Here is a 24,667-nt window from a genome sequence, read left to right on the forward strand (position 1 = left end):
ACTTGCGAGAGCTCCTGGTACAGGTGGCACAACCCATTGGCTTGAAGCCTCCCAGGCATCACATTTCGCTCCGATTGCTGAAGTTGCTACTGAGGGTTCCTTTCGTCGCGCGGGTTTTGAATACAAACGCCGAAGCCTTGGACTTTATCCAGACCACTCGTTTTAATACAGCGGCGCTTGAGCAATTTGCCAACAGGCATGGAATAGCCAAACCGGACATACGTCAGTCTTTGCAGCACACTGCAACCTTCGTCAACTCATATTGCATAGCCAACGGCAGGGCCCGCTGACCTCCATGTGCAACCGGCTGCGCTGATGTTGTGCCCCCGACTTCCGGATTGATGCGAAATGCTCTCGCCAGGAGTTCACGACGCCAATGACTTCGGCAACCAATTCAGCTGCTTCTGTCTGCGTAAAGCCGAAAGCTTCCGTTTGCGTCATGGCGTTGGCAAGAGAGGACTCGTTGAGGTTGTCCCCACAAATGAAGTCCTGAAAGCCTTGCCCTGAATTTGCTGGCGCCGCAAGCTCTGCAATGGCACTGTCACGACTCATGAGCCACAGAGCACTGGCTACGATTCCTATGCTGATGGTCAGGTCACCGGACTCCAGGTGCAGCAATGTGGAGATGCTGACCCCTATGCGTTTTGCCCAGCTCACCAATGACTAACGGTTGTTTCAGGTGCAGTGGCGGGTGGGAATGTGAGGGCACCCCAGCTTGTTCACCCGTACTGATTGTCCAGACGCATCGCCTTGGCACTGCCGCGCGAGGGCTCCGGCCGGAGGATATCGTGGCCATGTGCGCAGCGTCGGCCATTGAATACTCGCAGCATCCCTCGATAGGGTGTGCGCAGGAGCGGTAATGGAGCCCTTCCCCCGACTGCTATTCCAGAGTCGCTGGCGGCCATGGTGCCCGACGGACCGGCCAGCCTGGTGTTTTTGCGGATTCGAGCGTTATAGGGCTGGCTCGCTCGTCTTCAATGACCATTGGGTGTTGAAACTGACGCTATCGCCACCTGCGGTGCAGGTGATTCCTCGTGCCCCTTCTAGCTTGGCGGAATCGGCTCCATATGAAGGAAGTGTTCCGCCTCCAGCGATCACCTCTTCAGGGCAGGAGTTGAGAAGCCCGTAGAGACTGAACCAGTATCGTCCAGCCAATGGCGTGCCGCTGCGCACTGGGTCGTAGACGATCAGGACACCCTGTTCTCCGCTCAGGCCCAGGGTTTCCGTTTCAATACGGCCCGACCCGTAGCGGGTCTTGATGGTCAGACTTCCGCGCGCGACATATTTCCTCAGATCACCTGGCAGGTCCTCGAACGGAATGAATTCCAGAGAGCCCGCCTGATAGGTGATTTCCGTGTCTTCCGTCGTGGCAGTGCCGGAAATACCCCCTTGATAGCCCATGAAATCATCCGTGATGGTGATGTTCGAGACCAACAGCAGCTTTCCTTTGGCGCCTTGCACTTCTGCCGCCACTGCCACAGGATTGGCTTCGGGCTTTTGCTTCGGCGCCGTGTATTGGGCGGTCACCTCGTTGCCGGTTACCGTACCCACCGTGTCATTGCCGCCACGCGCTCCATTGACAGACCAGGTAACCGGTGTATTCAGAGGTGCCGGAGCATTTTCGCTCTCGCAGTCAAACGCCAGAGGCGCGAGCAGATCGTCATTACTGTATGAAGGCGCATAGCAATAAGCGATCCGAAGAGCTACACCGCTGCTCACCTTGGCGGTGGCGCTTGGGGGGCGCAGCTGGAGCCCCTTGACCAGTGACCAATCACTGAAATGCGTGGTAGCGGCCGTCACGGTCCGGGCCGCCTCATTCAGGGCGCCCGCTTGCCATTTCCAGGTGCCATCGGATTGCTGGAACGCGATGCCCAGTGCCTGGGCATGGCTGCCAGATAAGTCGGCATTGTCATAGGCAAAACTGAGTTGCACTGGCTTGGCAAAGGTGACGCCTTCAGGCAGCAGGCGATACCCCGCACCGATACGCCCGGGTGCGTTGTTGGCAACGGGTTGAATGGTGAGGGTTGTGGCCGCCTTCAAGGCGCCCTCAGGCACGGTGACGGTCAACTTGCCGTCCGAACTGCTCACGCTTCCGCCAGCTGAGGTCAAAGCGGCGCTTGTGGGAGTTCCTTGAGCCGCACCAACAGGCGTTATGACTGGCTTGGGGCCGTTGGGGTTGGGTTGGGGCTGCGAATCAGAGTCCCCGCCACCGCAGGCCGTCAGTGCAAATGCAACAGAGACCGCCCAAGCCAGGCGAGAAAGTAGGGAGTATTTCATGGTGAAGTTGAGCAAATATTTTGAGAGAGCTGTACTGCAGGTAGCCAATCGCGTGCCGAGCCAAGCGCCCATTCAGGGCCTTCGCTGGGCTTGCGGATCGATTATTGAGCTCCCCTGTCTGTGCCTGCCATCCCCCAAGGGCTACCGTCATCGACCGCCGATTGCTTTGACGGCTATTTGCGTGACCAGAGGTCGTGCTTCATCTGTGCGCTGGAGATAATACGGATCTCCATGCTTCAAAGATGAAACCACCACCATCCACGAGCGCAGCCGAGCGGCAGCGGCTTTGGCATAAGCTAGACCTGCTTTGCCGGCTTGGCCTGGGTCTTGCGCCAATCGCTGCCGAGGTATGTGCCGTGCTGCGTGGGCTGGTGGGGGCAGACGCAGCCGCCTTGTTCTGGCTCGATGAGCAGGGCCTTCCGGCAGGCTTTCACCATGAAGACTCTCCGGCCAGCGTGCGCAACCTGTTCCTGAATGAGTTCCATCTGTTCACGGGACCTGGGGAAACCAATATCCTCGCCCTGGCTAGGCCCGAGGGTCCGCGGGTGGGGCGGCTGCTGTCGCCCGGCGCATCGTATTTCCGCTCGAACAGCCACAACCTTCTGATGCGGCCCAATGGCCATCACTACACGCTGGATCTGCGCGTGGAAGTGCCGAGCCCAACGGGGCCCGTGACCCGCGCCGTGGCTGCCTTGTTTCGCACGCGTAGCCCAGTCAGTGGATTCAGTGCAGCAGAAGCCAGCACGCTCGAGCGCGCCTCTGGCAGCCTTCAGCGCGCGTTCCTGCTGCAGAACAGTTCCTGGCCCGGCGGTGCTTACGGCGCCAGTGGCCATGTTCTGCTTGATGGCGCAAGCCTTCGTCCGCTGTCGGCCGATAGCGAGGCGCTACAACTGCTGCGGTCCGCTCATGTGCGCGGCTTAGGCCTGTATGGCGCCGGCGCCGCAATGCTACCGAAAGATTTGCTCGCCTTGCTGGGCCTGCAGCCCGGCGAGAACCGCATCCTGCCGGTGCCTCAGGGTCTGCTGGACATGCGCACGAGCCCGATGAACGCCATTGCGCAGCAGAACCCTGCGCCAACCGCCACCCACTTGCTGCTGACGTTGCAGCTCCAGCGCCCGTATCAGATCGATATGGTGCGGCGTATCGCGAATATGCCACTGACTTCGTTGCAGCGCGAAATCGCTATGCTCGCGGGCCTCGGGCATGCGCGCGCTGAAAGCCTGGCGCTGACCGGCGTCAGCAATGCGGCACTCAAGAAGCATCTTGGCACCATTCTCGATGTGGTACACGCAAGCGACTGGGAGGACTTGGGGCGCAGCTTGCGCGGTAAGCTCTGAACGTATCGCATGGTCACCGAAAACAAATTGAGCATCTCCCAACACAACACTCTCGTGCCCGCCTGAGCGCGGACCGTGCTCGGCACGCCCAGCCTCGAAGGCTTCATCGACGTGGAGGGCTGCGCGATCCACTACATCGCCTGGGGCGACGCCACCAAGCCGCCGCTGATGCTTATCCACAGCAATGCGGCAAGCGCGAGTGGTGGCGTTTCATTGCGCCTCTTCTGGCTGATCAATATGAAGTGATCGCCACGGACCTGGCAGGCATGGGCGATCATCGCCGGTCTGCTTGCCGCGCCGTCTCTGGCACAAGCAAGTTCCGCCTGGCACCAGGGCAATGGCGATATCGTTCGCTTCACGCCCGAACATGTGGCCAGCACCAAGACACGCGCACAGGTGAATGCTGAACTGAACGCCGTCATCGCCAACGGCACGCTGCGGTATTACCAGTGGAGCGTGCCCGTGCCGGCCAAGGCCACTGCTCAGTCCGTGACACGCCAGCAGGTGATCGAGGACATGCTCAATCAAACTCCCAAGCAACAGCGCGCTGAGCGGGTTGCCTGCGGTGGCTTCCACCGGCATGCTTGCGGTCGCCACGCTGGGTCTGATGGTCAATCTGATTTCCATGAGGTTGCTCAAGGCGGGCAGTGGCCAAACCCTTAACGTCAAGGGCGCCTATCTCGAAGGCTGGGGCGACATGCTCGGCTCCGTGGGCGTCATCGCTGCTGCGGTGATTATCAAGGTGACAGGATGGACCCTGGCCGACCCGGTGGTCGCCGTGCTCCTGGGCCTCTGGGTGTTATCGCGTGCCTGGGTGCTGCTGCAAGGAGTTCCGGAAGGCGTGGATACAGAGGCCATTCGGCAGGCCATCCATTCGGTGAATGGCCCTATAGACGTTCACGAGTTTCATGTGTGGGCGCTCGCGTCCACGGAACCGGTCCTGACGGCCCATGTGGTGGCGGATCAAGCGGTCACTACGGCCGACACCTTGCGCGCCCAGCTTACTGACTTACTGCATGAAAAATTCGACATCGAGCGGGTCACGCTTCAGATAGAAGCTACTGCTTGCGCCTGTTGCGGTGTCTCAAAAATAATTTGAATTAAGTAGAAATAGGGTGATCGAAGGAGTTTGCATATGGGAGACTGCGCTGATGGCCCGTACAGGACGCCCGCTACGCAGTTGCAAATCACCGACGCCGAGCGCGCCAAACTCAAGGCGCGTTTGCAAGTGCGCAAGGCGCCAGAAGACGAGAAGCTGCGAAGGCGCATTGTGTTGGGCTGCGCAGATGGACAGTCAGGTACAGTGATTGCCCGGCGCTTGGACACCACGATTCAGACTGTCTCCAAATGGAGGCGGCGCTACCAGGCCTACCGGCTGGCTGGTTTGAACGATGCACCGCGTGCAAGCCGATCGCGCAGTGTGGGTGACCAGCAGGTTCAGCAGATCGTGGACAAGGTGCGCCAGAACACGCCCGGCAACGCCACGCACTGGAGCGTGCGCCAGATGAGCCGCGAGACAGGTGTGTCGCCAGCGAAGGTGCAGCGCATCTGGCATGCGTTTGGTCTGAAGCCCCACCTGCAAGAGACGTTCAAGTTGTCCACCGATGCGCATTTTGTGGACAAGGTGCGCGATGTCGTCGGGCTGTATCTGGCCCCGCCCGATCGTGCCCTGGTGCTGTGCGTGGACGAGAAGAGCCAGATCCAAGCGCTCGACCGCACCCAGCCCGGCTTGCCCCTTACCTTCGGCAAGCCGGCCACGCGTACGCACGAATACAAAAGCCATGGGACGACCTCGCTGTTCGCAGCGCTCGATGTGGCCACGGGCAAGGTCATTGGGCAGCTCAAGCGCCGTCACCGCAGCGCGGAATTTCTACAGTTCCTCAAGGCCATTAATGCGGCAGTACCGGGCCAACAAGAGATTCACCTGATCATGGACAACTACGGCACGCACAAAACGGAGAAAGTGCGTGCGTGGTTAGCTGCTCATCCTCGCTATCACGTGCACTTCACCCCGACCTCCGCGTCGTGGCTCAATCTGGTCGAGCGCTTCTTTAGCCAACTGAGCGAAAAGTGGATCAAGCGCAACATCCACACCAGTGTCAATGAGCTGGAGCAATCCATCAGGCAATACATTGATCGTCACAACGAGAATCCAAAGCCTTTTGTGTGGCATACAAGCGCCGACACCATCCTGGCATCGGTTGCTCGGGCTGCATTTTCAATTAATTCCAATTATTTGTGAGACATCACACTAGGAGGGGGTTGAACCGTGCGTTTTTACCCAAAACACCCTTGAAGACGCCCCTGAGGCGGCCTACCCATATAAAATGTACAAAATATATTAATTTGTACAATGCAAACAATCTCAGTGACTGAGTTCCGCGCCCGTGCGGCTGAAATGGTGGAACGCGTACAAAACGGCGAAACCGTACGCATCTTGCGTCATGGCAAGCCCGTGGCCGAGCTGGTGGCCCCTAGTGTTGAACGGACGCATCTCCCCCGCTGGAAGACGCCCATAGAGCGCCCGTTCGTCATTCAGCGGCCTGACGGCAAGTCTGGCGCCCAGCTCATTATTGAGGGAAGGTAATAGACCCCCCTGAGTCGCTGACGCGCCATCCCCCAGGGGACGCCACTAACGGCCGGGCCAAGCCAGAGATAAGGTTCCCCCTGAGTCGCCGACGCGCCATCCCCCCGGGGGACACCACTGACGGCCGGGCCAAGCCAGAGATAGGGTTCCCCCTGAGTCGCTGACGCGCCATCCCCCAGGGGACGCCACTAACGGCCGGGCCAAGCCCGCTCCGTGGTGGCACTGGAAAGACTTGGTTCGCAGCCAGCTGTGTTTGCTCCCTCTCCCGCTGGCGGGAGAGGGTAGGGGTGAGGGCAGGGGTGTAGTGAAGGAAACGGTTGGTGGTCGCTCTGGCGCTGCCCTCCCAGCATTAGAGGTTTTTTATATTATGAGAATTTTATTGGACACCTCCGCACTCTATAAGCGCTACGCCCAGGAGGGCGGTAGCTTGCAGGTGCAGAAGGTTTGTGAGCAAGCCGATGGCATTGTGCTGGCCGCTCACTGCATGGCCGAAATTGCCTCGGTGTTCGCTCGCCATCTTCATGACGGTGCTATCACGCAGGCTCAGTTCCGGGAAGCCTTGGCTGTGGTCACAGGAGATTTCTGTGAGTTTGATGTGCAACCTCTGAACCCTGCAACTGAGCGCCACACTATAGAGACCATGCAGCGCAGCCGGCTTCAGACCATGGATGCACTTCATATTGGCACGGCCCAGGCAGCCGGTGTAGATTTATTCGTTACGGCCGATCGCGATCAAGCGCGGGCGGCAGAGCAGGCCGGGCTGGCCGTGGAAATGGTGAACGCATGAGCATGATTTATCCCCAAACCTTTGATGTCATCGTAGTCGGTGGTGGCCATGCGGGCACTGAGGCCGCCCTGGCTGCAGCCCGCATGGGCTCCAAGACACTGCTGTTGACTCACAACATCGAGACCCTGGGTCAGATGAGTTGCAACCCCAGCATTGGGGGCATTGGCAAGGGTCATTTGGTCAAAGAGGTCGATGCACTGGGCGGTGCCATGGCGATTGCCACGGATGAAGGCGGCATACAGTTCCGAATCCTCAACAGCAGTAAAGGCCCTGCTGTACGGGCTACTCGCGCACAGGCGGACCGCGTACGCTACAAGGCGGCCATCCGCCATCGCCTGGAGAATCAGCCGAATCTGTGGTTGTTCCAGCAAGCGGTAGATGATCTGATCGTTGAAGGCGACAAAGTGGTGGGCGCGGTGACGCAGGTCGGCATTGCGTTCCGCAGCCGTGCGGTCGTGCTCACCGCAGGTACTTTTCTTGATGGCCGCATCCATGTGGGTCTGGACAACTACCAGGCGGGCCGCGCTGGTGACCCGCCTGCTGTGTCACTCTCGGCTCGCCTCAAGGAACTGAAGCTGCCTCAAGGCCGCTTGAAAACCGGCACCCCACCCAGGTTGGATGGCCGCACGATCGATTTCAGTCAGTGTGAAGAGCAGCCTGGAGATCTTGACCCCGTGCCCGTGTTCAGTTTCATGGGTAATGCCAGCATGCATCCTCGGCAGGTGCCGTGCTGGATCACCCACACGAACTCACGCACCCACGACATCATCCGTAGCGGGTTTGACCGCAGCCCCATGTTCACAGGCAAGATCGAAGGCATTGGCCCTCGCTACTGCCCCAGTGTGGAAGACAAGATCAATCGCTTCGCGGACAAGGAAAGCCATCAGATCTTTCTGGAGCCGGAGGGGTTGGACACGCACGAGATCTACCCCAACGGTATTTCTACCAGCCTGCCGTTCGATATTCAGTACGAATTGGTGCGCTCCATGAAGGGCCTGGAGAACGCCCACATCCTTCGTCCGGGCTACGCCATTGAATACGATTATTTCGATCCACGCTCCCTCAAGAGCAGTTTCGAAACGAAGCAGATTTCAGGTTTGTTTTTTGCCGGACAGATTAACGGCACGACGGGCTATGAAGAGGCTGCTGCTCAAGGCCTGTTCGCCGGCATTAATGCAGCCCTGCAGTGCAGGGGGGAAGAAGCTTGGCTGCCTCGCAGGGATGAGGCCTATCTGGGTGTATTGGTGGATGATCTGATCACCAAAGGGGTCACCGAGCCCTATCGCATGTTCACCAGCCGGGCAGAGTACCGGTTGCAACTGCGCGAAGACAACGCGGACATGCGTCTGACTGAAATCGGCAGGCGTCTGGGTTTGGTAGACGATGCACGTTGGGATTCATTCTCCCGCAAGCGCGATGCTGTTTCACGTGAAACAGAGCGCTTGAAAGGCACATGGGTCAATCCTAGAACTCTGCCTGCTTCTGAGTCGGAGCGGGTACTGGGCAAAGCCATCGAGCATGAACATAACCTGTTCGATTTGCTTCGCCGGCCTGCGGTCAGTTATACCGACCTGCTTTCACTTGATGGTGGAAAACACGCCTCATCCGATGTTTCACGTGAAACATTGGGGGAGCTTTCAGATTCCGTCATCGAGCAGATTGAAATTGCGGCCAAGTATTCGGGCTACATCGATAGGCAGAAAGATGAGGTGGAGCGTGCTGCCCACTACGAAGGACTTCGCTTGCCGGAAGATCTGGACTACCTGGGCGTGGCCGCGCTGTCATTTGAGGTCCGGCAAAAGCTTCAGAAGCATCGCCCAGAGACCCTCGGGCAGGCCTCAAGAATCTCCGGCGTGACCCCTGCGGCTATTTCATTGCTGCTCATTCACCTTAAAAAGAGTGGGTTCAAAGGCTTGATTGCAGACGCCGCGCATGCTTGAGATTTTGGGCGCCAAGCGGGGCCATAGGATGGCTCTCGCATGCTGTCTGGTTGTCGCCGGCTGCGGGGGAGGGGGATCCGACAGCTCATCGCCAAGCTTGGCCGACTACACGCTGTATGGACGGGGAGCCAGTGTGGCCCGATCCGCCGTGTCGGGCGAAATTCCCTCTTCGGGCATATTCCGTAAGCTTCCCGATGGCGCTGAAACCACAGACATCTTGATGCATTGTGTTAGCGCAGCTTCGACGGTTGGGTCTCAAGCCCCTGTCCAGCAAAGCGTTTCAGCAGGCGTGCGGACAACGAAGGCCTCTGTCATTGGCAACTTCAACGCCTTGGTGACTGCTTCCGCGGGCAAGACATTTTTCTATGCCGAGAACTGCAATTACCTCGCCGCAAACGGTGAACCGTTGACCCCTCCATTAGGCGCATCTGCCATCTCCATGGTGGTAAATGACAAGGGATCCCACATCCTGAGCGGCCCATCCAATACTCCTTCTGAGGTGGATGCTGTACTTTCTCCACGCGGCATGGTGGTGAAGGAGGGGCCCACGATTCACTGGTTTGCCTACCAGGTGGGTAGCGCTGTTGTCATAGTGAACACCACTCATCACTCCACAAGTGCTGTACCCGCCAGTGATCGGGTCGGCGCGTGGATAGCTCCATAACTGTCCCCATAAAGCCAGAACCCGTGTCTCATCCGTTTCAAGACCAGCTCGTAAAAGGCCTGACTCAGTTAGGCCTGTCATTGTCTTCCTCGCAGCAGCAGAAGCTTCTGGCCTATCTCGACCTTCTATCCAAATGGAACAAGGTCTACAACTTAACGGCAGTCCGTGACCCCGGAGAGATGCTTACCCACCATCTCCTTGACAGCCTTGCTGTCATCTTCCCTTTGCGCACCCACACCCAGGGAAAGCCTGTTCGCTTGATGGATGTGGGCTCAGGTGGTGGCCTTCCAGGTGTGGTCATTGCAGTGTGCTGCCCGGAGATAGAGGTGGTGTGTGTCGATGCCGTTGCAAAGAAAGCAGCCTTTATCCAACAGGCCGCAGGGACGCTAGGGCTGCCGAATCTCAGGGGTGTTCACTCCCGGGTGGAATCCATCGGGCAGGAGTTTGATGTCATTACCTCCCGAGCTTTCGCATCCCTGGTTGACTTCACCCAATGGTCCCGTGCGTCCTTGCGGGAGGGTGGGGTTTGGATGGCCATGAAAGCCAAGCATCCAGTGGACGAGTTGGCGCAACTACCATCTGATGTCTCAGTGTTTCACGTGGAACAACTGGAGGTACCCGGACTAGGCGCGGAGAGGTGCATTATCTGGATGAAACCTCATGTCGAGGATGCCTCTTGAGCGTTTACAAGCAAGTCGGACTGCCTGTTTCAAGACACTCAGCTGTGCTTTGCGGGTTTAAACCTTGAAAGCTTCGTTCCCGTGTGCGTGGGAACTCGTTTAGGCCATTACACTTCTTTGGACCGAGTTCGATCCCCACTAGGTGAACCATGCTTGCCATTACCGACTACCCTGCGTTTGTTGTCGCGATATTGATTTTTCTGGCCATTCCCGGACCAGGAAATCTGGCGTTGATTTCCAGCACGGCGCAGGGCGGTATCAGAGGTGGTTTGGCCGCGACGCTGGGGGTTATCGCCGGTGACCAGATTTTGATGTGGTGTGCCGTAGCCGGTGTGGCCGCCTTACTCAAGGCCTATCCGACAGCCTTCGCGCTCGTGCAATGGCTGGGAGCGGCCTACCTGGCATGGTTGGGGATTCGCATGCTGCTGGCCAAGCCAGGGGAGGGGGCTGTTCTCAAGATAGCTCCACACCACTTTGCCAGGCAGGCCTTCTTCATTACTTTGCTCAATCCCAAGGCGATTGTCTTCTACATGGCCTTCTTCCCGTTATTTGTCGATCCTGCCCGGCAACCCGGTCTGATGACGTTTGCGGTCATGGCGTTGACCATTGCCGCATTGACATTCATGTATGGCCTGGCGGCTACCTTGATCTCTCATTTCATGGCAGAGCGCGTGCGCTCAAGTCCGCGTCTGTCGGGCGCTATCACCAAACTCGCTGGTGTATTCCTGATAGGTTTCGGTGTTCGGCTGGCATTAACCAAGTGATCATGGCGCAAATTTTCTGCATCGCAAACCAAAAGGGCGGCGTCGGTAAGACGACAACCACCGTCAATCTCGCCGCCGGCTTGGCGAAGATCGGTCAACGCGTCCTGCTGGTCGACCTGGATCCTCAGGGCAACGCCACCATGGGCTCCGGGGTAGACAAGCGAGCCATGGAGCTTTCTGTCTACGATGTCCTTCTGGAGTCGGCCACGGTGGCTGAGGCGGCCGTCATCCCCGAGAAGCTGAAAGAGGCAGGCGCTCCTTACGCCGTGCTGGGTGCCAACCGTGAACTGGCCGGGGCGGAGGTTGAGCTGGTGGCAGAGGAGCGCCGCGAGCGTCGCCTCAAAGACGCCTTGGCTCAGGTCAGCTCCGAATATGACTTCGTACTGATTGACTGCCCGCCCTCTCTCAGCATGCTCACCCTCAACGGCCTTTGCGCTGCTCAGGGGGTGGTGGTGCCCATGCAATGCGAATACTTTGCTTTGGAGGGCTTGGCTGACCTTACCAACACCATCAAGCAGGTCCATGCGAACCTCAACCGTGACCTTCGCCTGATTGGCCTGCTGCGCGTCATGTTTGACCCCCGAATCACCCTGCAGCAGCAAGTCAGTGATCAACTCAAGAGCCACTATGGCTCCAAGGTGTTTGACACCGTCATCCCTCGCAACGTGCGCTTGGCGGAAGCGCCCAGCTATGGTTTGCCTGGCCTGGTGTTCGACCCCTCCGCCAAGGGCAGCCAGGCTTTTCTGGCTTTTGCCAAGGAGATGGTTGCGCGAGGCTTGCAGGGTTGATTTTGCTATTAAATAAGTAGCAAGTTAACGTTGACGTCATGAACCCTCAAGTCTTGACCCTCCCCGGCTGGCAGGGCAGTGGCGCAGAACATTGGCAAAGCCGCTGGGAGGCTCTATACGGCTTCCAGCGCGTGGAGCAGCACGACTGGATGCGGCCCTTGCGCGGTGACTGGACTGCACGGTTGGAAGAGGTGATTCTGGGTTGTGACCAGCCCGTCGTGTTGGTCGCTCACAGCCTGGGGTGCATCCTGGCTGCGTGGTGGGCTGCGCATTCGCGTCATGCCAGCCGCGTGACGGGGGCATTGCTGGTAGCGCCTCCTGATATCGAGCGCGAAGACCTCAGGCAGGTCCTGCCGGGCTGGTCGCCGGTGGAGCGCAGACCCTTGCCTTTCAAAAGCATTCTGGTGGCCAGTAGTGACGATCCTTATTGTGGATTGGGGCAGGCTGAGCGGTTGGCTTTGGATTGGGGCTCGGCGCTTCATGTCCTGGGGGCCAGGGGGCATATTAATGCGGAGTCTGGGGTGGGGGATTGGGAAGAGGGGGTTGGGTTGATTCGGACTTTAGGTATTTGATTTTTGGCTTGTTGGTGGGTTTCTCCCTCTCCCTTTAGGAAGAGGGCAAGAGGCGGTTGAATTGTTGTCTGTGCTTTCTAGTTAGCTTCTGTTCTTGTATTGAGGTCGGAGGCCGGGGAGTGCGCCCGGCAGCGCAGCCACCTTCTTTTGCTCCGCCAAAAGAACCTGGCGCAAGAAAAGGCGGCCCCAAGTCCGTGTCCCTGCGCTTCGCTACGGGCAACCTGCGGTACTCGTGCCCAAGGCGGTGCGGCAGAACTCGCGGCGTTCGCTTCGCTCTCTCTGCTCAAACAGCTGCCGCAAGCTAGTTCACGAAGCAAGAGCATCTTGCAGTGCTCTTGCCTGCCTCGGGCACTGCGCTCCTCGGCACGGCCACAGGGGTGGGAGCCTGATTCGGGCCATTGCTTCGCTCGGCCCTCGAATAACCAGTCGCTGGCGCGAGGATGCTGCCCCCTCTCCTGCTTGCGGGCGCCCGGGTAGGGGGGAGGGTTAGGGGCCGGCCAACCGTTGAGGGGCTGCGGCGTCGCCATGCAAACAACTCGTCGTCGATATCGCAAGCGCGTCTCTTGGGGAAGTTTCAGAAAAAGGCGACACTTAAAACACATCTCTGATTGTTCGGTGTTCCAAGGCCGAGCGAAGCAATGGCCCGAATCAGGCTCCCACCCCTCTGGACGTGCTGAGCAGCGCAGAGCGAGGGGCGGGCAAGGGCACTGCAAGATGCCCTTGCTTCGTGATCTAGCTTGTCGCAGTTGTTTGACCGAAGTGAGCGAAGTGAACGCAGGGAGTTTCTGCGACACCGCCCCTCGCACGAGCAGCGCAGGTTGCCCGTAGCGTAGCGCAGGGACACGGACTTGGGGCCGCCTTTTCTTGCGCCAGGTTCTTTTGGCGGAGCAAAAGAAGGTGGCTGCGCCGCCGGGCGCACTCCCCGGCCTCCGACCTCAAGAGAAGAGCAGAAGGTAATTAGCCACTGCAGCGACTCAATCAACCGCCGCCTGCCCTCACCGGTTGCCGGCCCCGCACCACCCTCTCCCAGAGGAAGAGGGAGAAAGAGAAACCCCCATCAAGCGCAAAACACCATTAGAAGCAAAAAACCAAACACCAAGAGACCGAATCAACCCAATACCCTCAAAATAAACCCCATACCCCAAGCATCCAGAAAGCCCCCATGACCCCAGCCCTCCTGATCATCGACATGCAGCAAGCCCTCTGCCAGGGCTCCGCAACCCCCCTGGACTGCAGCGCCATCATCCAACGCATCAACGCCCTGGCCAAAGCTGCCCGCGCAGCAGGCGCCCCTGTAATCTGGGTGCAGCATGAAGATGCAGGGGAGCTGCGTGCCGACACACCCGGTTGGGAAATCGCCCAAGGGCACGACATAGACGCAGCGGACCACCGCATCCGCAAAACCACGCCGGATGCCTTCAACCGCACCGATCTGGATGCTCTGTTGAAAAAGCACTCCATAGACACTTTGATCGTCTGCGGCATGCACACGGAGTTCTGCGTAGACACCACTTGCCGGCGTGCTTTGGCATTGGGCTGGCCCGTTATCCTCGCCCAGGACGCCCATACGTCTGCAGGCAATCTCGTGCTGACGCCCGCACAAGTCATCGCTCACCACAATGCCACGCTGACCGCGATTTCCAGCTTTGGCCCTCGCGTGCAGACCTGGCCTACCCAAGCGCTTTTGCGCGCGCTACAGCCCGCTTGAGCCGGTAGCTACCGTATGGCCAGCAGCGTCCAAAAGCTCTGCCAGCATGGGGATAGCTCAGTCCTAGGTATAGTTGCGCCTCGCGCAGCACTCATGCACGCGCAACCGCATTCCACACAGGTTCAGTTAAATGGTCACTAAAAAACCCAAAGGCTTAGGCCGCGGCCTCGATGCCTTGCTCGGCCCCAGCCTGTCGCTCGGAGGTGCTGACAGTACGCCGGCAACGCCCGCGGGCACCCCCATGATGCTGTCCCTGTCAGACATGCGCGCGGGCCAGTACCAGCCCCGCACGCGCATGGACGAAGGTGCCTTGTACGAACTTGCGGAGTCGATCAGGTCGCAAGGCATCATGCAGCCCATCCTGGTCCGCAAGCTCGGTGAAAGCGCCAGGAATTCCGCCAATAAAGACTCTGATGCTCCTGATTCAGGAGCAAGCTATGAAATTATCGCGGGCGAAAGGCGTTTTCGCGCTGCCCGCCTGGCTGGCCTTACGGAAGTGCCTGTCCTGGTGCGTGAAGTGCCGGACGAAGCCGCCGCCGCGATGTCCCTCATCGAAAACATCCAGCGCGAAGATCTCAACCCGCTGGAAGAAGCCCAGGGCTTGCAGCGTCTGGTGAATGAGTTCTCGCTTACCCACGAACAGGCGGCCAAGGCGGTGGGCCGCAGCCGCAGTGCAGCCAGCAATCTGCTGCGCTTGCTGGCGCTGGCAGAGCCCGTGCAGACCATGCTCATGGCGGGCGATATCGACATGGGGCACGCCCGCGCGTTGCTGTCACTGGAAGGCGCAGCGCAGATCACGGCGGCCAATCAGGTCAATGCCAAGAAAATGTCCGTGCGGGAGACCGAGAGTCTGGTCAAGCGCCTGGGAGCCGAATTCAACCTCACGGCTTCCCGCAAAGCGGGCGGACCAGCGGAAAAATCGGGCGACGTTCGCCGGGTGGAAGAAGATCTGTCGGATCTGCTGATGGCGCAGGTTGAAGTGCGGATCAAGAAGAAAACAAAACGCGCCGGCAAGCTGGAGCAGGCGGGTGAACTGGCCATTCATTTCGGTTCACTGGAAGAGTTGAACGGACTGATTGACCGACTGCGCGGCCAATCCTAGCCCCCAGCCCCAGCCCTAGGGCGGAAACTCAAAAAAAGCGCTCTAGAACCTTTTCAGTTCTGAGCGCTCGGGTCGCTCCCAAGATGAAAAAGCCCCCTTGGGGCAGCGGACCCCATGGAATGGGGAAGCGTGGGGGCCATTTCTCTTTTAGGCGATCACCAGTTCAACTGGGATGTTGCCGCGGGTGGCGTTGGAGTAGGGGCACACTTGGTGAGCAGTGTCCACCAGCTTTTTCTTGGTGTCTGCGTCCAAGCCAGGCAGGGTGATCGTCAGTTTCACCGCAATACCGTAGGCCGCGCCGCCGTTGGTTGGGCCCAGGGAAACATTGGAGTCAATCGCCACGTCGTCCGGAACCTTCACGCCAATCTTGGGGCCTACGGCTTTCATGGCTCCGATGAAGCAAGCTGCGTAGCCCACTGCGAAGAGCTGCTCCGGGTTGGTGCCTGGCTTGTTGGTGCCGGGTGAGCTGAGCGTGACTTCCAGCGCGCCGTCGCTGGTCTTGCCAGTGCCTTCGCGCCCGCCAGTGGTGTGGGCTTGAGCGGTATACAGAACTTTGTCGAGTTGGGTGGTCATGGTCGTTCCTTCAGTGGTGGTGAAAAATGCTTCGAATGAAGCGGGAGAAAAATAGAGGAGGCAGGCCCCGAGTTTCAAGCCGCCTTGATCTGTTCGCGCAACCCACGCAACTGTTGCGTGAGGTTGACCAAGTCATCTATGGAGCGTGTGGTGGCAGCCAGCACGCACTGAGGTACCTGCACAGCTTTGGCCTTGAGCCGGCGGCCTTCAGCCGTCAGGACGATGTGCACACGGCGCTCATCAGCGGCATCGCGAATTCTGGAGACCAGGCCTGATGCCTGCAGGCGCTTGAGCAATGGCGTGAGCGTGCCCGAATCCAGCGAGAGCCGCTGCCCCAGGGCGGAGACCATCTGTCCATCTTCTTCCCACAGCGCCAGCATGACCAGATACTGCGGGTAGGTCAGGCCAAGAGAGTCGAGCAAAGGCTTATAGAGCTTGGTCATCGCCAGAGAGGTCGAGTACAGGGCGAAGCACAACTGGTTGTCCAGCTTGAGCAGATCGTCGGCGGGGATGGTGGTCTCGGGCATGGATGAATTGTAGCGTCAAATTAAATTGTGTGCAATGTAATTTAACGGTCAGTCAACACGCCTCGTCTGGGTGCCGTCAATATTTTGTTCCGATGGAGCAGCATGCAAGCAATATGTCGTAATCTCCGAGCATCTCTGTTGTGACCTGTAACGCCATGAGCAAGCCCGCAAAAATTCGAGTCATCGCGCGCGCAGCGCTTCTGTGTGCAGGTGGCTTGACGCTCGCTAGTGGTGTGCACGCTGCGTCGCCCAACGAATGTTTCGCCACCATCCTGACGCCAGCACGTTTCGAAACCCGGACTGAGCGCGTCTTGGTGGCACCGGCTACGCGCCGCGAAGAGCTGGTACCTGCCACTTACAAGACTATCACCGAGCAGGTGCTGGTCAGCCCGGAAATACGCCGCCAGGTGCCTGTACCGCCCACCCTTCGTACTGTGACGGAAGACGTGGTGGTTCGGCCTGCCGGCACGCGTGAGGAGCCGCTGGCGCCCACTTTCAAGACCACCACGGAACAACTCATCACGCGAGAAGCAGCGACCCGCATCGAAGTGCTTCCAGCCACCTACCGTACAGAGATGGTGCGCGTCGTGGACGTGCCTGAACACACCATCACACGGGTCATCCCTCCGGTCTACGAAGAAATAGAAGAGCAGGTCCTGATCAACCCTGCGACCACACGTACCGAAACGATTCCTCCAAGCTACCGTACGGAAGTCGATCGCGTACTGGTGCGGCCGGAGGTAGTGCAGTATGTGCCCGTGCGCATGCCCGTGCGCCAGGTTGCCGAGCCGCGTTTGCGCAGCGAAGCAACCACCCGGGTTGTACCTTTGCCGGCACTCATGCGCACAGAAGTTGAGCAAGTCGAGGTGCGTGCCGCGACGACGCGACAGGTCGAAATCCCGGCGGCCTATCAAATCGTGACGGAACAGGTCAAGGTCAGTGAACCATATCGTGAATGGCGCAGAGGCCGAGCCTGGGTTGGCCAGGCCGTGCAGGTGGTGCCGCTGCGTGGTTTTGTGGTGGATTCACAAGGACGCTTTGAGGGCCACGCCCTGGGTGCAGGACAGTCCCTGGTGCCCGCGGCGACGGGAGGCGTCTCCCGCGGCGTCATCGATCCAGGCGCTACGGCCTCGGACAATGCGCAACTGGAAGACGATGTCATGTGCCTGGTTGAGATACCAGCGCAATACCAGAGCGTGACACGACAGGTGTTGAAAGCGGCGGCCACCACCAGTGAAGTTGTGGTGCCAGCTGAATACAAGTCGGTCACACGCCAGGTGATCGATCGACCTGCCGGGCAACGGGTGGACTCGATTCCAGCGGTCTACCAGAACGTGTACAGATACGAGCTTGATCTTGAACGCGCGCGTAAGCTCGGCTTTCAAATAGACGCCAGCGGCGAGCCGCGCGCTACCCCGGCCGGAGAGCGCATGCTGAGGGCTTCTGCCGTGTCGGGACAGGCGGGATCAGCGCTTGACCGCGCCGTGACGGCGGACGCCTGGGTGCGTGAAGTGCGCATTGCCGCAGACTACCGAAACGTCAGCCGCTATGTGGTGGATCAACCTGCCAGCGTACGCATCATTGACGTGCCTGCAGCCTACCGCACCATCAAAAAACGGGTCCAGGTGAAGCCCGCAATGACCGAATCAGTGCCCGTCCCTGCGACTTTCAAAATGGTCGCCAGACAGGTCATCGACACACCAGAGTCCACGCGTCAAATCGCAGTGCCCGGTGAAGTGCTGACGGTGGTCAAGCGCGAGCTGCTGCAACCAGCCCACCTGCGCACCGTACCCGTACCAGCACTCACGCAAACGTTTGCGCGCCAGGTGGTGGACCGGCCCGCCACCCTGCGTGAGGAGATCGTGCCCGCCGTCTACCGGACAGAGACTCGTCAGGTCGTGGACCAGCCGGCCACCACGCGCTGGGTGGACGTACCTGCGCAATATGATCATCTGACCTGGCAGGTCAAAGTGGCCGAGGCCCACGAGGACCGCCGCGCCGTGCTGTGCGAAACCAATACATCGCCGGAGAAGGTCACGGAGATCCAGCGTGCACTCCAGGCTGCAGGCTTTCATCCAGACCCTGCAACCGGAATTTTGGCCCAGTCCACGCTGGATGCCGTCGCCCGCTACCAGCAAGCGAGGGGCTTGCCTGTCAATGGCTATCTTGACGTGGAAACAGTTCGCGGTCTTGGTGTAGCCCCCCAGTAAGCCAGCAGACCGTGCCTCCGGACGCAGAGCGCTCTTCGGGCCTTGCAGCTAGGGCTGCAAACGGAGCGCCGGCTGTCACGCATCTTTGGCCTTTGTCTTCTCTGGCTTGAGCGGGCGCGTCTTTTGAATGTCTGAGAAGTTGGCTGATGCGGACCGCATCGGCCAGCGTCGGCCATCGCATGGAACCGACTTCTCGCTGCGGTTACTAAAGAAAGAATGTTTTTTGCTTCATTCCTAAGGCGTTTCTGACGCCTGGAGGCATTTCCGCTTTGTTTGGGGACATCGAACCGTGACACGCTACAGCGCGCTACTTCAAGACTATGCACGCCACACCGGATTGCCGGTGGAGGAGTTTCTGACCAACCAGGAGATCGTATTCGCCGACCTCGAGATTGCTCTGGCGCCTGAAGGCGACGAAGACACGGGAGATATCGCCTTCTTTGCGAGCCTGGGACATCCATCTGCAGGCGTCGACAAAACGCAATTGATGCAGCTCATGCTGGAGGCCAATGGCCTTTGGGTCGGTACCGGAGGCTGCACGCTGGGTCTGCAGGCGGGCACAGGCGTGGTGCTTTTGTGCGCCCGCCTGCCATTGGAATTGACAGACGCAGCCTCCTTGTCTGCTGCGTTGCAGGCATTTTCGACCGTGGCCATGATGTGGCGCGAAGTTGTAAGAGGCAAGGTCATGCCTCAGTTGCAAATGGTTTGAAAGAGGTCGTTCATGCCAGTCAATGAATATCAGCTTCAAGGGGCGATCGCGCCTACCAGGCCCATTTCGCCGAAAAACGCGGACTCACCCGGCACTGCGGAATCAGGGGGCCGAGAGATCTCAGTAAGCGTTGAAACCCAGGCCCCATCCCAGGAGGGCCCGAGCCTTGCCCCGCTTGATTGGGCTACCTGGTGCAAAAGCCTGCTGCCTTGCACGAGGCCAGTGAAAATCCTGGATGCTGAAAGCGAAAAGAACTTCATATCCACATTCAGTGCAGTGCCTTCGCGCAGCGGAATGAGCGCGGCGGAGTTGGCCCGTGAGGAGATGGCAGACATCGAAGAACAAATTCTCAGCCAGGGGAAACTTCTCATTCAGCTTCTGCGCAGCCTCCACCACAGCGCGAAGCTGGAGGCCGAACTGGACGCGGATTTTCGTAGCATTGGTATTCGGAGCGGCATCGGCTACTTTGAGGGCAGCGGTAGTCTCGCTAGCTCGAATGCGGCGGCGCGACGCAACGCCCTGTCGTGGTGGGACGTGGGGATTGGCTTTCAGTCCACGGTGGGACAGGTGATCAACTCTGGCACCAGAGTGGGCGCTATCATCGTAGCGACTTCAGTGGCTGGGTTCTTCGCCTCCTATTTCGTGGGCGGGGTGGCAGTGCATGGTGTGCACCTCTTGGGGGGAGGGCTGGCGCTGAGCCAGGCCTACACCACGATCACGCAGCTTCCTCAGACCGTGAACGAAGAGGCCTTCAAACACCGAGTCAGAACCAGCATGCCAGTCCTTGGGGATAGGGTGAGGAGACTGGCTGAGTTGGAAGGACAGGAAAAAAGGCGTGAGCCTTTGAGCGACATTGCGAATGTGGTCGCGCAAGAAAATCAAAAGCACATAAAACAACTGACTGCTCAAAGCGAGCAAATAGAGGCTGTATTGAGTGAGCGAGGCCCCAATGATCCCAGCCTTGAGCTTCTGTTGGGATCTGGGGGCACGGGCCAGAAACTCTTGCGTGCGTTCAGGCAGGCGAAGGCGGCGTTTGTATCCTTCTTTTCGCCCATTGTCCGCAGCTTGTCGATTATTGGTGGGCTCTTGACCGGGCTGCCCGATGTGGTCCGCCGAGCCTGTGCGCGCAGGCGGGCAGACAAGCAGGAACAGGCCTTCCTGGTGCAATACCAGTCGCAGGTTGAAGTGTTGGCGAGACCGCTCATTCCCACCGTCAGGGAATGTCTCATCGAACACCGCGACGTCGCAAACGCGACCCGCCGGGCTCGCTACCATGGGTCAGGCAGAAATCGGACAGCCGAAAGCGTGGCGCGCCAAGCCCAGATGGGAGCCAACTTGGCATACCTCATTCGGAACAACCCCAAACCGGTTTACCTTGAAGTCCAGGTCAACGCCCACGGAGCAATCCCAGCGAGCCTGACTCTCGCGCGCGCGCTGAGTTGGTATCTCGAGATCGAGGCTCATAAGGAGAGCACTGCTGACGACGGCGGTTCCATCACGGTCAGCGATCCTGATGGAAAGCTCTACGGATTCCTGACCAGCGTACCAGTGGCCTACTCCGGCACCATGGCTGCCGTGAGCGATGGCCGTGCACCACTGGGTGTCTTGAACATCGACGACCATGGCGCTGGTTTTCCGCAAGGCGCAAGCTGCATGCAATTCGAGCAAGAGCTCGGCGACAACGACCAGCTTCGCCTGCGCATGAGCTTCGTCGAAGATCCTGTCGCGCATGTCTATGCTCCCCTGGGCAACGCCGGTGGCATCTGGAAAGAGCTGGAATCGTCCACCAGCCCCACGGAGATTGGCTTGCAACAGCCAGGTGAGGCTGATTTTTCAGAAACCTCCAACGTGGCCTTGCAACGTCAGCAGGAGGCGCTGCATTTGCAAATCGCGATGAAAAAGAGACTCCAAAAGCTGACTGAAGCGCACATCATGGGGGCAGAGAACTGGTCCCAGCTGCGTTTCATGAGGCAGGGTTTGGCGCAGGCATAGGGCAGCGAGTAAGGCGTACGGGTAGGGGATAGGTTTCAGCAGATCTCGAATAGTCCGGCAGCCCCCATGCCCCCGCCGATGCACATCGTCACGACGACATAGCGAGCACCCCGACGCTTGCCTTCGAGTAGCGCATGGCCGGTCAGGCGCGCTCCAGTCATGCCATAGGGGTGTCCAACCGAGATGCCGCCGCCGTCCACGTTGAACAGCTGAGGGTCTATACCCAAGTGATCACGGCAGTACAGGGCTTGAACGGCAAAGGCTTCGTTCAGTTCCCACAAACCGATGTCCGACACCTTCAGACCGTGCTGCTTGAGCAACTTGGGCACAGCGTAAATGGGACCGATGCCCATCTCTTCTGGCGCGCAGCCGGCTACGGCGATACCGCGGTAAATTCCAAGGGGCGTGAGGTCCCGCTTTTCAGCCAGGCGGCGGTCCATGAGCACGCATGCCGATGCACCATCGGACAGTTGGCTAGCGTTGCCGGCCGTCACGGTGCCGTCTTCAATGACTGGCTTGAGCTGGGCCAGCGACTCGTAAGTGGTCTGCGGACGGTTGCCTTCGTCCTGACGCAGCTCAACATCGCGATAGCTCACTGCACCGGTTTCCTTGTCCGTCACCGCCATCGAGGCGCGGATGGGCACGATTTCATCATTGAAACGGCCGGCAGCCTGGGCTGCGGCAGTGCGTTGCTGTGATTGCAGCGCGTAGAGATCCTGCGCCTCTCTGGAGACCTTGTACTTTTTGGCAACGAACTCGGCCGTTTGCAGCATCGGCATGTAGACGCTCGGGCAGGCAGCGATGACGTTCGGGTCTTGCGCGGCACCGGCAAGCTCGTAGTAGACGTTCTGAACCGCTGAGATGTTTTCTTGACCGCCAGCCACGACGACGTCCATGCCGTCCAGCACGATTTGCTTGGCACCGGTGGCGATCGCCATGAGGCCCGAAGCGCACTGGCGCTCGATAGTTTGCGCGGCGACGCTGACCGGCAGACCACCGGCCAGCGCAGCATGGCGACCGATGTTCATCCCAGCGGTGCCTGCAGTCAGAACGGTGCCGACGATGACGTCGTCGATTTCGGCGCTATCGATCCTGGCGCGCGCCACGGCATGCTCAATGCTGTGGCCCATCAGCGTGGGCGATTTGATGTTGTTGAGTGAACCACGGAACGCACGGCCAATGGGCGAGCGTGCGGTGGATACGATGACGGCTTCTCTCATGGTGACTCCGGAATTGAATGAGTGGATTGAAATGGAAGGCGAGACGTTGGTGTTAAGGCGCGCGTTGTTCGCTCAGGCGCCCGCCCTCCAGGGCCAGGCCCCGCAGCAGTGCGCTGATGTTCCAGTAGCCAAAGGCATTGCCTCGACTTTCGCCATAGTGCTGCAGTGTTTGAACAATGTGCGGCAGGCCCAGTTGGTCGGCCATGAACAGGGGGCCGCCCTGGTGGTCGGGAAAGCCATAACCCTGGGCCCAGACGACATCCACATCGCCACCGCGGTAGGCAATCCCTTCCTCGAGAATGCAGGCGCCTTCGTTGATGAGCGGGTACAGGCAGCGCTGCACGATCTCGGCGTCGCTGATCTCGCTGCGCCGAGCAATGCCATGCTGTCGTGCGAGTTCCTCGCACATTGTCGTGAACCCGGGGTCGTCGGTTGGAGTGCGACCCTCGTAGCGGTAGTAGCCGGCGCCAGTCTTCTGGCCATGGCGGCCGGATTCAAGCAGCCGCACGACTACAGCGCGGTAGCTCGGGTCCGCGGGTAGGCTACCGGCCTTGGCGCGCTCAAGCACGATTTTGCCCGCCACGTCGGTACCGGCCATATCCAGCATGCGACACGGACCCATGGCCAGGCCCAGTGCTTCGATGGCGCGGTCGATCTGCGCGGGCGAAGCGCCTTCCATGAGCAGGAAGTCGGCCTCACGCAGATAGCTCTCCAGCATGCGATTGCCGATGAAGCCATAGCAAACTCCGGAGACGACCGGCACTTTGCCGATGGTGCGCGCAATATGCATGGCAGTGACCAGCACGTCGGGTGCCGTGCCAGCGCCGCGCACGACCTCCAGCAGCTTCATGACATTGGCGGGGCTGAAAAAGTGCAATCCCAGGAAGTCAGCCGGACGGCCACTGGCCTCTGCGAGCAGGTCGATGTCCAAGGTCGAGGTGTTAGAGCCGATGATGGCGCCGGGTTTGCATATCCGACCCAGCCGCTCGCAGACATCTCGCTTGATCTCAAGGTTCTCAAATACCGCTTCGATGACGAGGTCGCAATCGGCTAGCGCATCGAAGGAGAGTGCGCCTTGCAGCAACCCCATGCGGGTTTCCACGTCCTGGCTGCTCAACTTGCCCTTGGCTGCGGTGATCTGGTAGTTGTCGCGAATGCGGGCGAGGCCACGCTCCAGCGCTACCTCATTGTTCTCGACAATCACGGTGGCGATCCCGGCGTTCGCGAAGTTCATCGCAATACCGCCGCCCATGGTGCCCGCACCCACCACGCCAACTTTCGTGATGGCGCGCGGGCGCACCGAGTTGTCGATTCCGGGCAGTCTTGCGGCTTCACGTTGGGCAAAGAAAAGGTGGCGCAGCGCGCCGGAGACACTGGAGCGACGGCATTCGTCGAACAGCTGTGACTCCACGGCCATGCCTTCCTCGAAGGGAAGGTGAACCGCCGCTTCCACGCATTGCACGATGCGCTGCGGCGCCGGGTACGCGGCCCTTTTGTTTACCTGCGCTCGGGCTTGGCTCAGCACTTCTTCGACGCCCGGCGTGGGCAAAGCACGGTCGCGTGTGCGAAGCGGCTTGGCACCGCGCTCGACCAGCGTGCGTGCGAAGCTGCTACCGACGTCCTGGGGTTCGCCGCTCACGACGGCATCAATCAGGCCGGCCTTCAACGCATCATCGGCGCCGATCTGGCGGCCGCTGAGCATCAGGTCCAGCGCGAGCTCCGCGCCAACCAGGCGCGGCAGGCGCTGTGTACCGCCTGCACCTGCGAGCACGCCGAGCAGCACCTCGGGCAACCCCATGCGCGTGCCAGGTGCAGCCACGCGCCAGTGGCACGCCAGCGCCAGCTCCAGTCCGGCGCCTAGCGCAGTTCCATGTAGCGCGGCCACTACCGGGCGGTCCAGCGCTTCGACCTCGCGCATGAGGTCGCCAAAGGACTCGTGAGTGAAGTCCGGCTTGGAAAACTCACGGGCGTCGGCGCCGGCAACGAAGGTGCGGCCGGCAGCGCAGATAACCAGGGCTTGCAGCTGAGCGTTCGCGGCAAAACGGCGCACTTCGTCGCGCAGACGAGCCACGATCGCGAGTGAGAGCGCATTGACAGGCGGTGCATCAATGCACAGGATGGCGATACCATCGTGTTCGTTCAAGGTGACGGTAGGGTTCATTTTTTTCGGGCAAATGGAGGGTTGGCAATGGGGCAATCACACTTTTCGCGCACGAACGCCGGGACGCCC

Annotated in this window: 24 protein-coding genes and 1 pseudogene; 19 read left to right on the forward strand and 6 right to left on the reverse strand. The window is 59.7% G+C overall.

Annotated elements, in window-relative coordinates; translation table 11 throughout:
- Positions 1–290: pseudogene (locus ABIE13_RS27015) on the forward strand (SDR family oxidoreductase); the annotation flags it as partial.
- On the opposite strand, the gene ABIE13_RS27020 reads toward ABIE13_RS27015, so the two are convergent.
- Together ABIE13_RS27020 and ABIE13_RS27025 are read right to left on the reverse strand one after the other, a co-directional pair.
- Positions 253–657 carry a hypothetical protein gene (locus ABIE13_RS27020; RefSeq protein WP_354449330.1) on the reverse strand — a complete coding sequence of 135 codons (405 nt, stop codon included), beginning with the start codon at positions 655–657 and terminating at the stop codon, positions 253–255. The pseudogene ABIE13_RS27015 and the gene ABIE13_RS27020 sit on opposite strands and share 38 nt — an antisense overlap.
- Before the next feature lie 294 nt (positions 658–951).
- Positions 952–2,277 (reverse strand): hypothetical protein, encoded by a 1,326-nt coding sequence (locus tag ABIE13_RS27025; RefSeq protein WP_354449332.1) that lies wholly within the window; start codon positions 2,275–2,277, stop codon positions 952–954.
- Positions 2,278–2,519: 242 nt separating this feature from the next.
- Here ABIE13_RS27025 and ABIE13_RS27030 point away from each other — a divergent pair, with 242 nt between their 5' ends.
- The 15 genes from ABIE13_RS27030 (at position 2,520) to ABIE13_RS27100 (ending at position 15,206) form a co-directional block, all read left to right on the forward strand.
- The gene (locus tag ABIE13_RS27030; protein ID WP_354449333.1) at positions 2,520–3,614 is read left to right on the forward strand and encodes a hypothetical protein; all 1,095 of its coding nucleotides are present in this window, start codon (positions 2,520–2,522) and stop codon (positions 3,612–3,614) included.
- A 75-nt stretch (positions 3,615–3,689) separates the two neighbouring features.
- A complete protein-coding gene (locus ABIE13_RS27035; RefSeq protein ID WP_354449335.1) occupies positions 3,690–3,860 on the forward strand; it encodes a hypothetical protein in 171 nt (56 codons plus the stop codon).
- Between the two features lie 57 nt (positions 3,861–3,917).
- The gene (locus ABIE13_RS27040) at positions 3,918–4,277 is read left to right on the forward strand and encodes a DUF4148 domain-containing protein (protein WP_354449435.1); all 360 of its coding nucleotides are present in this window, start codon (positions 3,918–3,920) and stop codon (positions 4,275–4,277) included.
- Positions 4,222–4,713, forward strand: a complete 492-nt coding sequence (locus ABIE13_RS27045) for a cation diffusion facilitator family transporter (protein ID WP_436278495.1) — start codon at positions 4,222–4,224, stop codon at positions 4,711–4,713. The genes ABIE13_RS27040 and ABIE13_RS27045 overlap by 56 nt, the downstream gene beginning before the upstream one ends.
- A gap of 36 nt (positions 4,714–4,749) precedes the next feature.
- Positions 4,750–5,856, forward strand: a complete 1,107-nt coding sequence (locus ABIE13_RS27050; RefSeq protein WP_354449339.1) for an IS630 family transposase — start codon at positions 4,750–4,752, stop codon at positions 5,854–5,856.
- A 111-nt stretch (positions 5,857–5,967) separates the two neighbouring features.
- Complete coding sequence (locus tag ABIE13_RS27055; protein ID WP_354449341.1) at positions 5,968–6,201, forward strand: type II toxin-antitoxin system Phd/YefM family antitoxin; 234 nt, start codon at positions 5,968–5,970, stop codon at positions 6,199–6,201.
- Positions 6,202–6,580: 379 nt separating this feature from the next.
- On the forward strand, positions 6,581–6,988 hold the full coding sequence (locus ABIE13_RS27060) for a type II toxin-antitoxin system VapC family toxin (RefSeq protein ID WP_354449343.1): 408 nt from the start codon (positions 6,581–6,583) through the stop codon (positions 6,986–6,988).
- 2 nt (positions 6,989–6,990) lie between these two features.
- A complete protein-coding gene (mnmG, locus tag ABIE13_RS27065; protein WP_354449437.1) occupies positions 6,991–8,928 on the forward strand; it encodes a tRNA uridine-5-carboxymethylaminomethyl(34) synthesis enzyme MnmG in 1,938 nt (645 codons plus the stop codon).
- Positions 8,921–9,592: a hypothetical protein gene (locus ABIE13_RS27070; protein WP_354449345.1), complete on the forward strand. Its 672-nt coding sequence runs from the start codon at positions 8,921–8,923 to the stop codon at positions 9,590–9,592. The genes mnmG and ABIE13_RS27070 overlap by 8 nt, the downstream gene beginning before the upstream one ends.
- Positions 9,593–9,615: 23 nt before the next feature.
- The gene (gene rsmG / locus ABIE13_RS27075; protein WP_354449346.1) at positions 9,616–10,272 is read left to right on the forward strand and encodes a 16S rRNA (guanine(527)-N(7))-methyltransferase RsmG; all 657 of its coding nucleotides are present in this window, start codon (positions 9,616–9,618) and stop codon (positions 10,270–10,272) included.
- A gap of 149 nt (positions 10,273–10,421) precedes the next feature.
- The gene (locus ABIE13_RS27080; protein WP_354449347.1) at positions 10,422–11,036 is read left to right on the forward strand and encodes a LysE family transporter; all 615 of its coding nucleotides are present in this window, start codon (positions 10,422–10,424) and stop codon (positions 11,034–11,036) included.
- Between the two features lie 2 nt (positions 11,037–11,038).
- Positions 11,039–11,824: a ParA family protein gene (locus ABIE13_RS27085; RefSeq protein ID WP_354449349.1), complete on the forward strand. Its 786-nt coding sequence runs from the start codon at positions 11,039–11,041 to the stop codon at positions 11,822–11,824.
- A 38-nt stretch (positions 11,825–11,862) separates the two neighbouring features.
- The gene (locus ABIE13_RS27090; RefSeq protein WP_354449351.1) at positions 11,863–12,396 is read left to right on the forward strand and encodes an RBBP9/YdeN family alpha/beta hydrolase; all 534 of its coding nucleotides are present in this window, start codon (positions 11,863–11,865) and stop codon (positions 12,394–12,396) included.
- A gap of 1,162 nt (positions 12,397–13,558) precedes the next feature.
- Positions 13,559–14,104, forward strand: a complete 546-nt coding sequence (locus ABIE13_RS27095) for an isochorismatase family protein (RefSeq protein WP_354449353.1) — start codon at positions 13,559–13,561, stop codon at positions 14,102–14,104.
- Positions 14,105–14,234: 130 nt separating this feature from the next.
- Positions 14,235–15,206, forward strand: a complete 972-nt coding sequence (locus tag ABIE13_RS27100) for a ParB/RepB/Spo0J family partition protein (protein WP_354449355.1) — start codon at positions 14,235–14,237, stop codon at positions 15,204–15,206.
- A gap of 147 nt (positions 15,207–15,353) precedes the next feature.
- Here the strand turns inward: ABIE13_RS27100 and ABIE13_RS27105 are convergent, their stop codons facing one another.
- Together ABIE13_RS27105 and ABIE13_RS27110 are read right to left on the reverse strand one after the other, a co-directional pair.
- Positions 15,354–15,779: an organic hydroperoxide resistance protein gene (locus ABIE13_RS27105; RefSeq protein WP_354449357.1), complete on the reverse strand. Its 426-nt coding sequence runs from the start codon at positions 15,777–15,779 to the stop codon at positions 15,354–15,356.
- A 74-nt stretch (positions 15,780–15,853) separates the two neighbouring features.
- Complete coding sequence (locus ABIE13_RS27110; RefSeq protein ID WP_354449359.1) at positions 15,854–16,306, reverse strand: MarR family winged helix-turn-helix transcriptional regulator; 453 nt, start codon at positions 16,304–16,306, stop codon at positions 15,854–15,856.
- A gap of 155 nt (positions 16,307–16,461) precedes the next feature.
- On the opposite strand from ABIE13_RS27110, the gene ABIE13_RS27115 reads away from it, so the two are divergent.
- The 3 genes from ABIE13_RS27115 to ABIE13_RS27125 all read left to right on the forward strand — a co-directional run bounded on the left by ABIE13_RS27115 (position 16,462) and on the right by ABIE13_RS27125 (position 21,217).
- Positions 16,462–18,516: a peptidoglycan-binding domain-containing protein gene (locus tag ABIE13_RS27115; RefSeq protein WP_354449360.1), complete on the forward strand. Its 2,055-nt coding sequence runs from the start codon at positions 16,462–16,464 to the stop codon at positions 18,514–18,516.
- Positions 18,517–18,805: 289 nt separating this feature from the next.
- On the forward strand, positions 18,806–19,225 hold the full coding sequence (locus ABIE13_RS27120; protein WP_354449361.1) for a type III secretion system chaperone: 420 nt from the start codon (positions 18,806–18,808) through the stop codon (positions 19,223–19,225).
- Between the two features lie 12 nt (positions 19,226–19,237).
- A complete protein-coding gene (locus ABIE13_RS27125) occupies positions 19,238–21,217 on the forward strand; it encodes a hypothetical protein (protein ID WP_354449363.1) in 1,980 nt (659 codons plus the stop codon).
- 35 nt (positions 21,218–21,252) lie between these two features.
- Here the strand turns inward: ABIE13_RS27125 and ABIE13_RS27130 are convergent, their stop codons facing one another.
- Positions 21,253–22,437 carry an acetyl-CoA C-acyltransferase gene (locus tag ABIE13_RS27130; RefSeq protein WP_354449365.1) on the reverse strand — a complete coding sequence of 395 codons (1,185 nt, stop codon included), beginning with the start codon at positions 22,435–22,437 and terminating at the stop codon, positions 21,253–21,255.
- A 52-nt stretch (positions 22,438–22,489) separates the two neighbouring features.
- On the reverse strand, positions 22,490–24,598 hold the full coding sequence (locus tag ABIE13_RS27135) for a 3-hydroxyacyl-CoA dehydrogenase NAD-binding domain-containing protein (RefSeq protein ID WP_354449367.1): 2,109 nt from the start codon (positions 24,596–24,598) through the stop codon (positions 22,490–22,492).
- Between the last annotated feature and the right edge of the window lie 69 nt (positions 24,599–24,667).

Source organism: Ottowia thiooxydans (genome assembly GCF_040548795.1).
Taxonomy (GTDB): Bacteria; Pseudomonadota; Gammaproteobacteria; order Burkholderiales; family Burkholderiaceae_C; genus Ottowia; species Ottowia thiooxydans_A.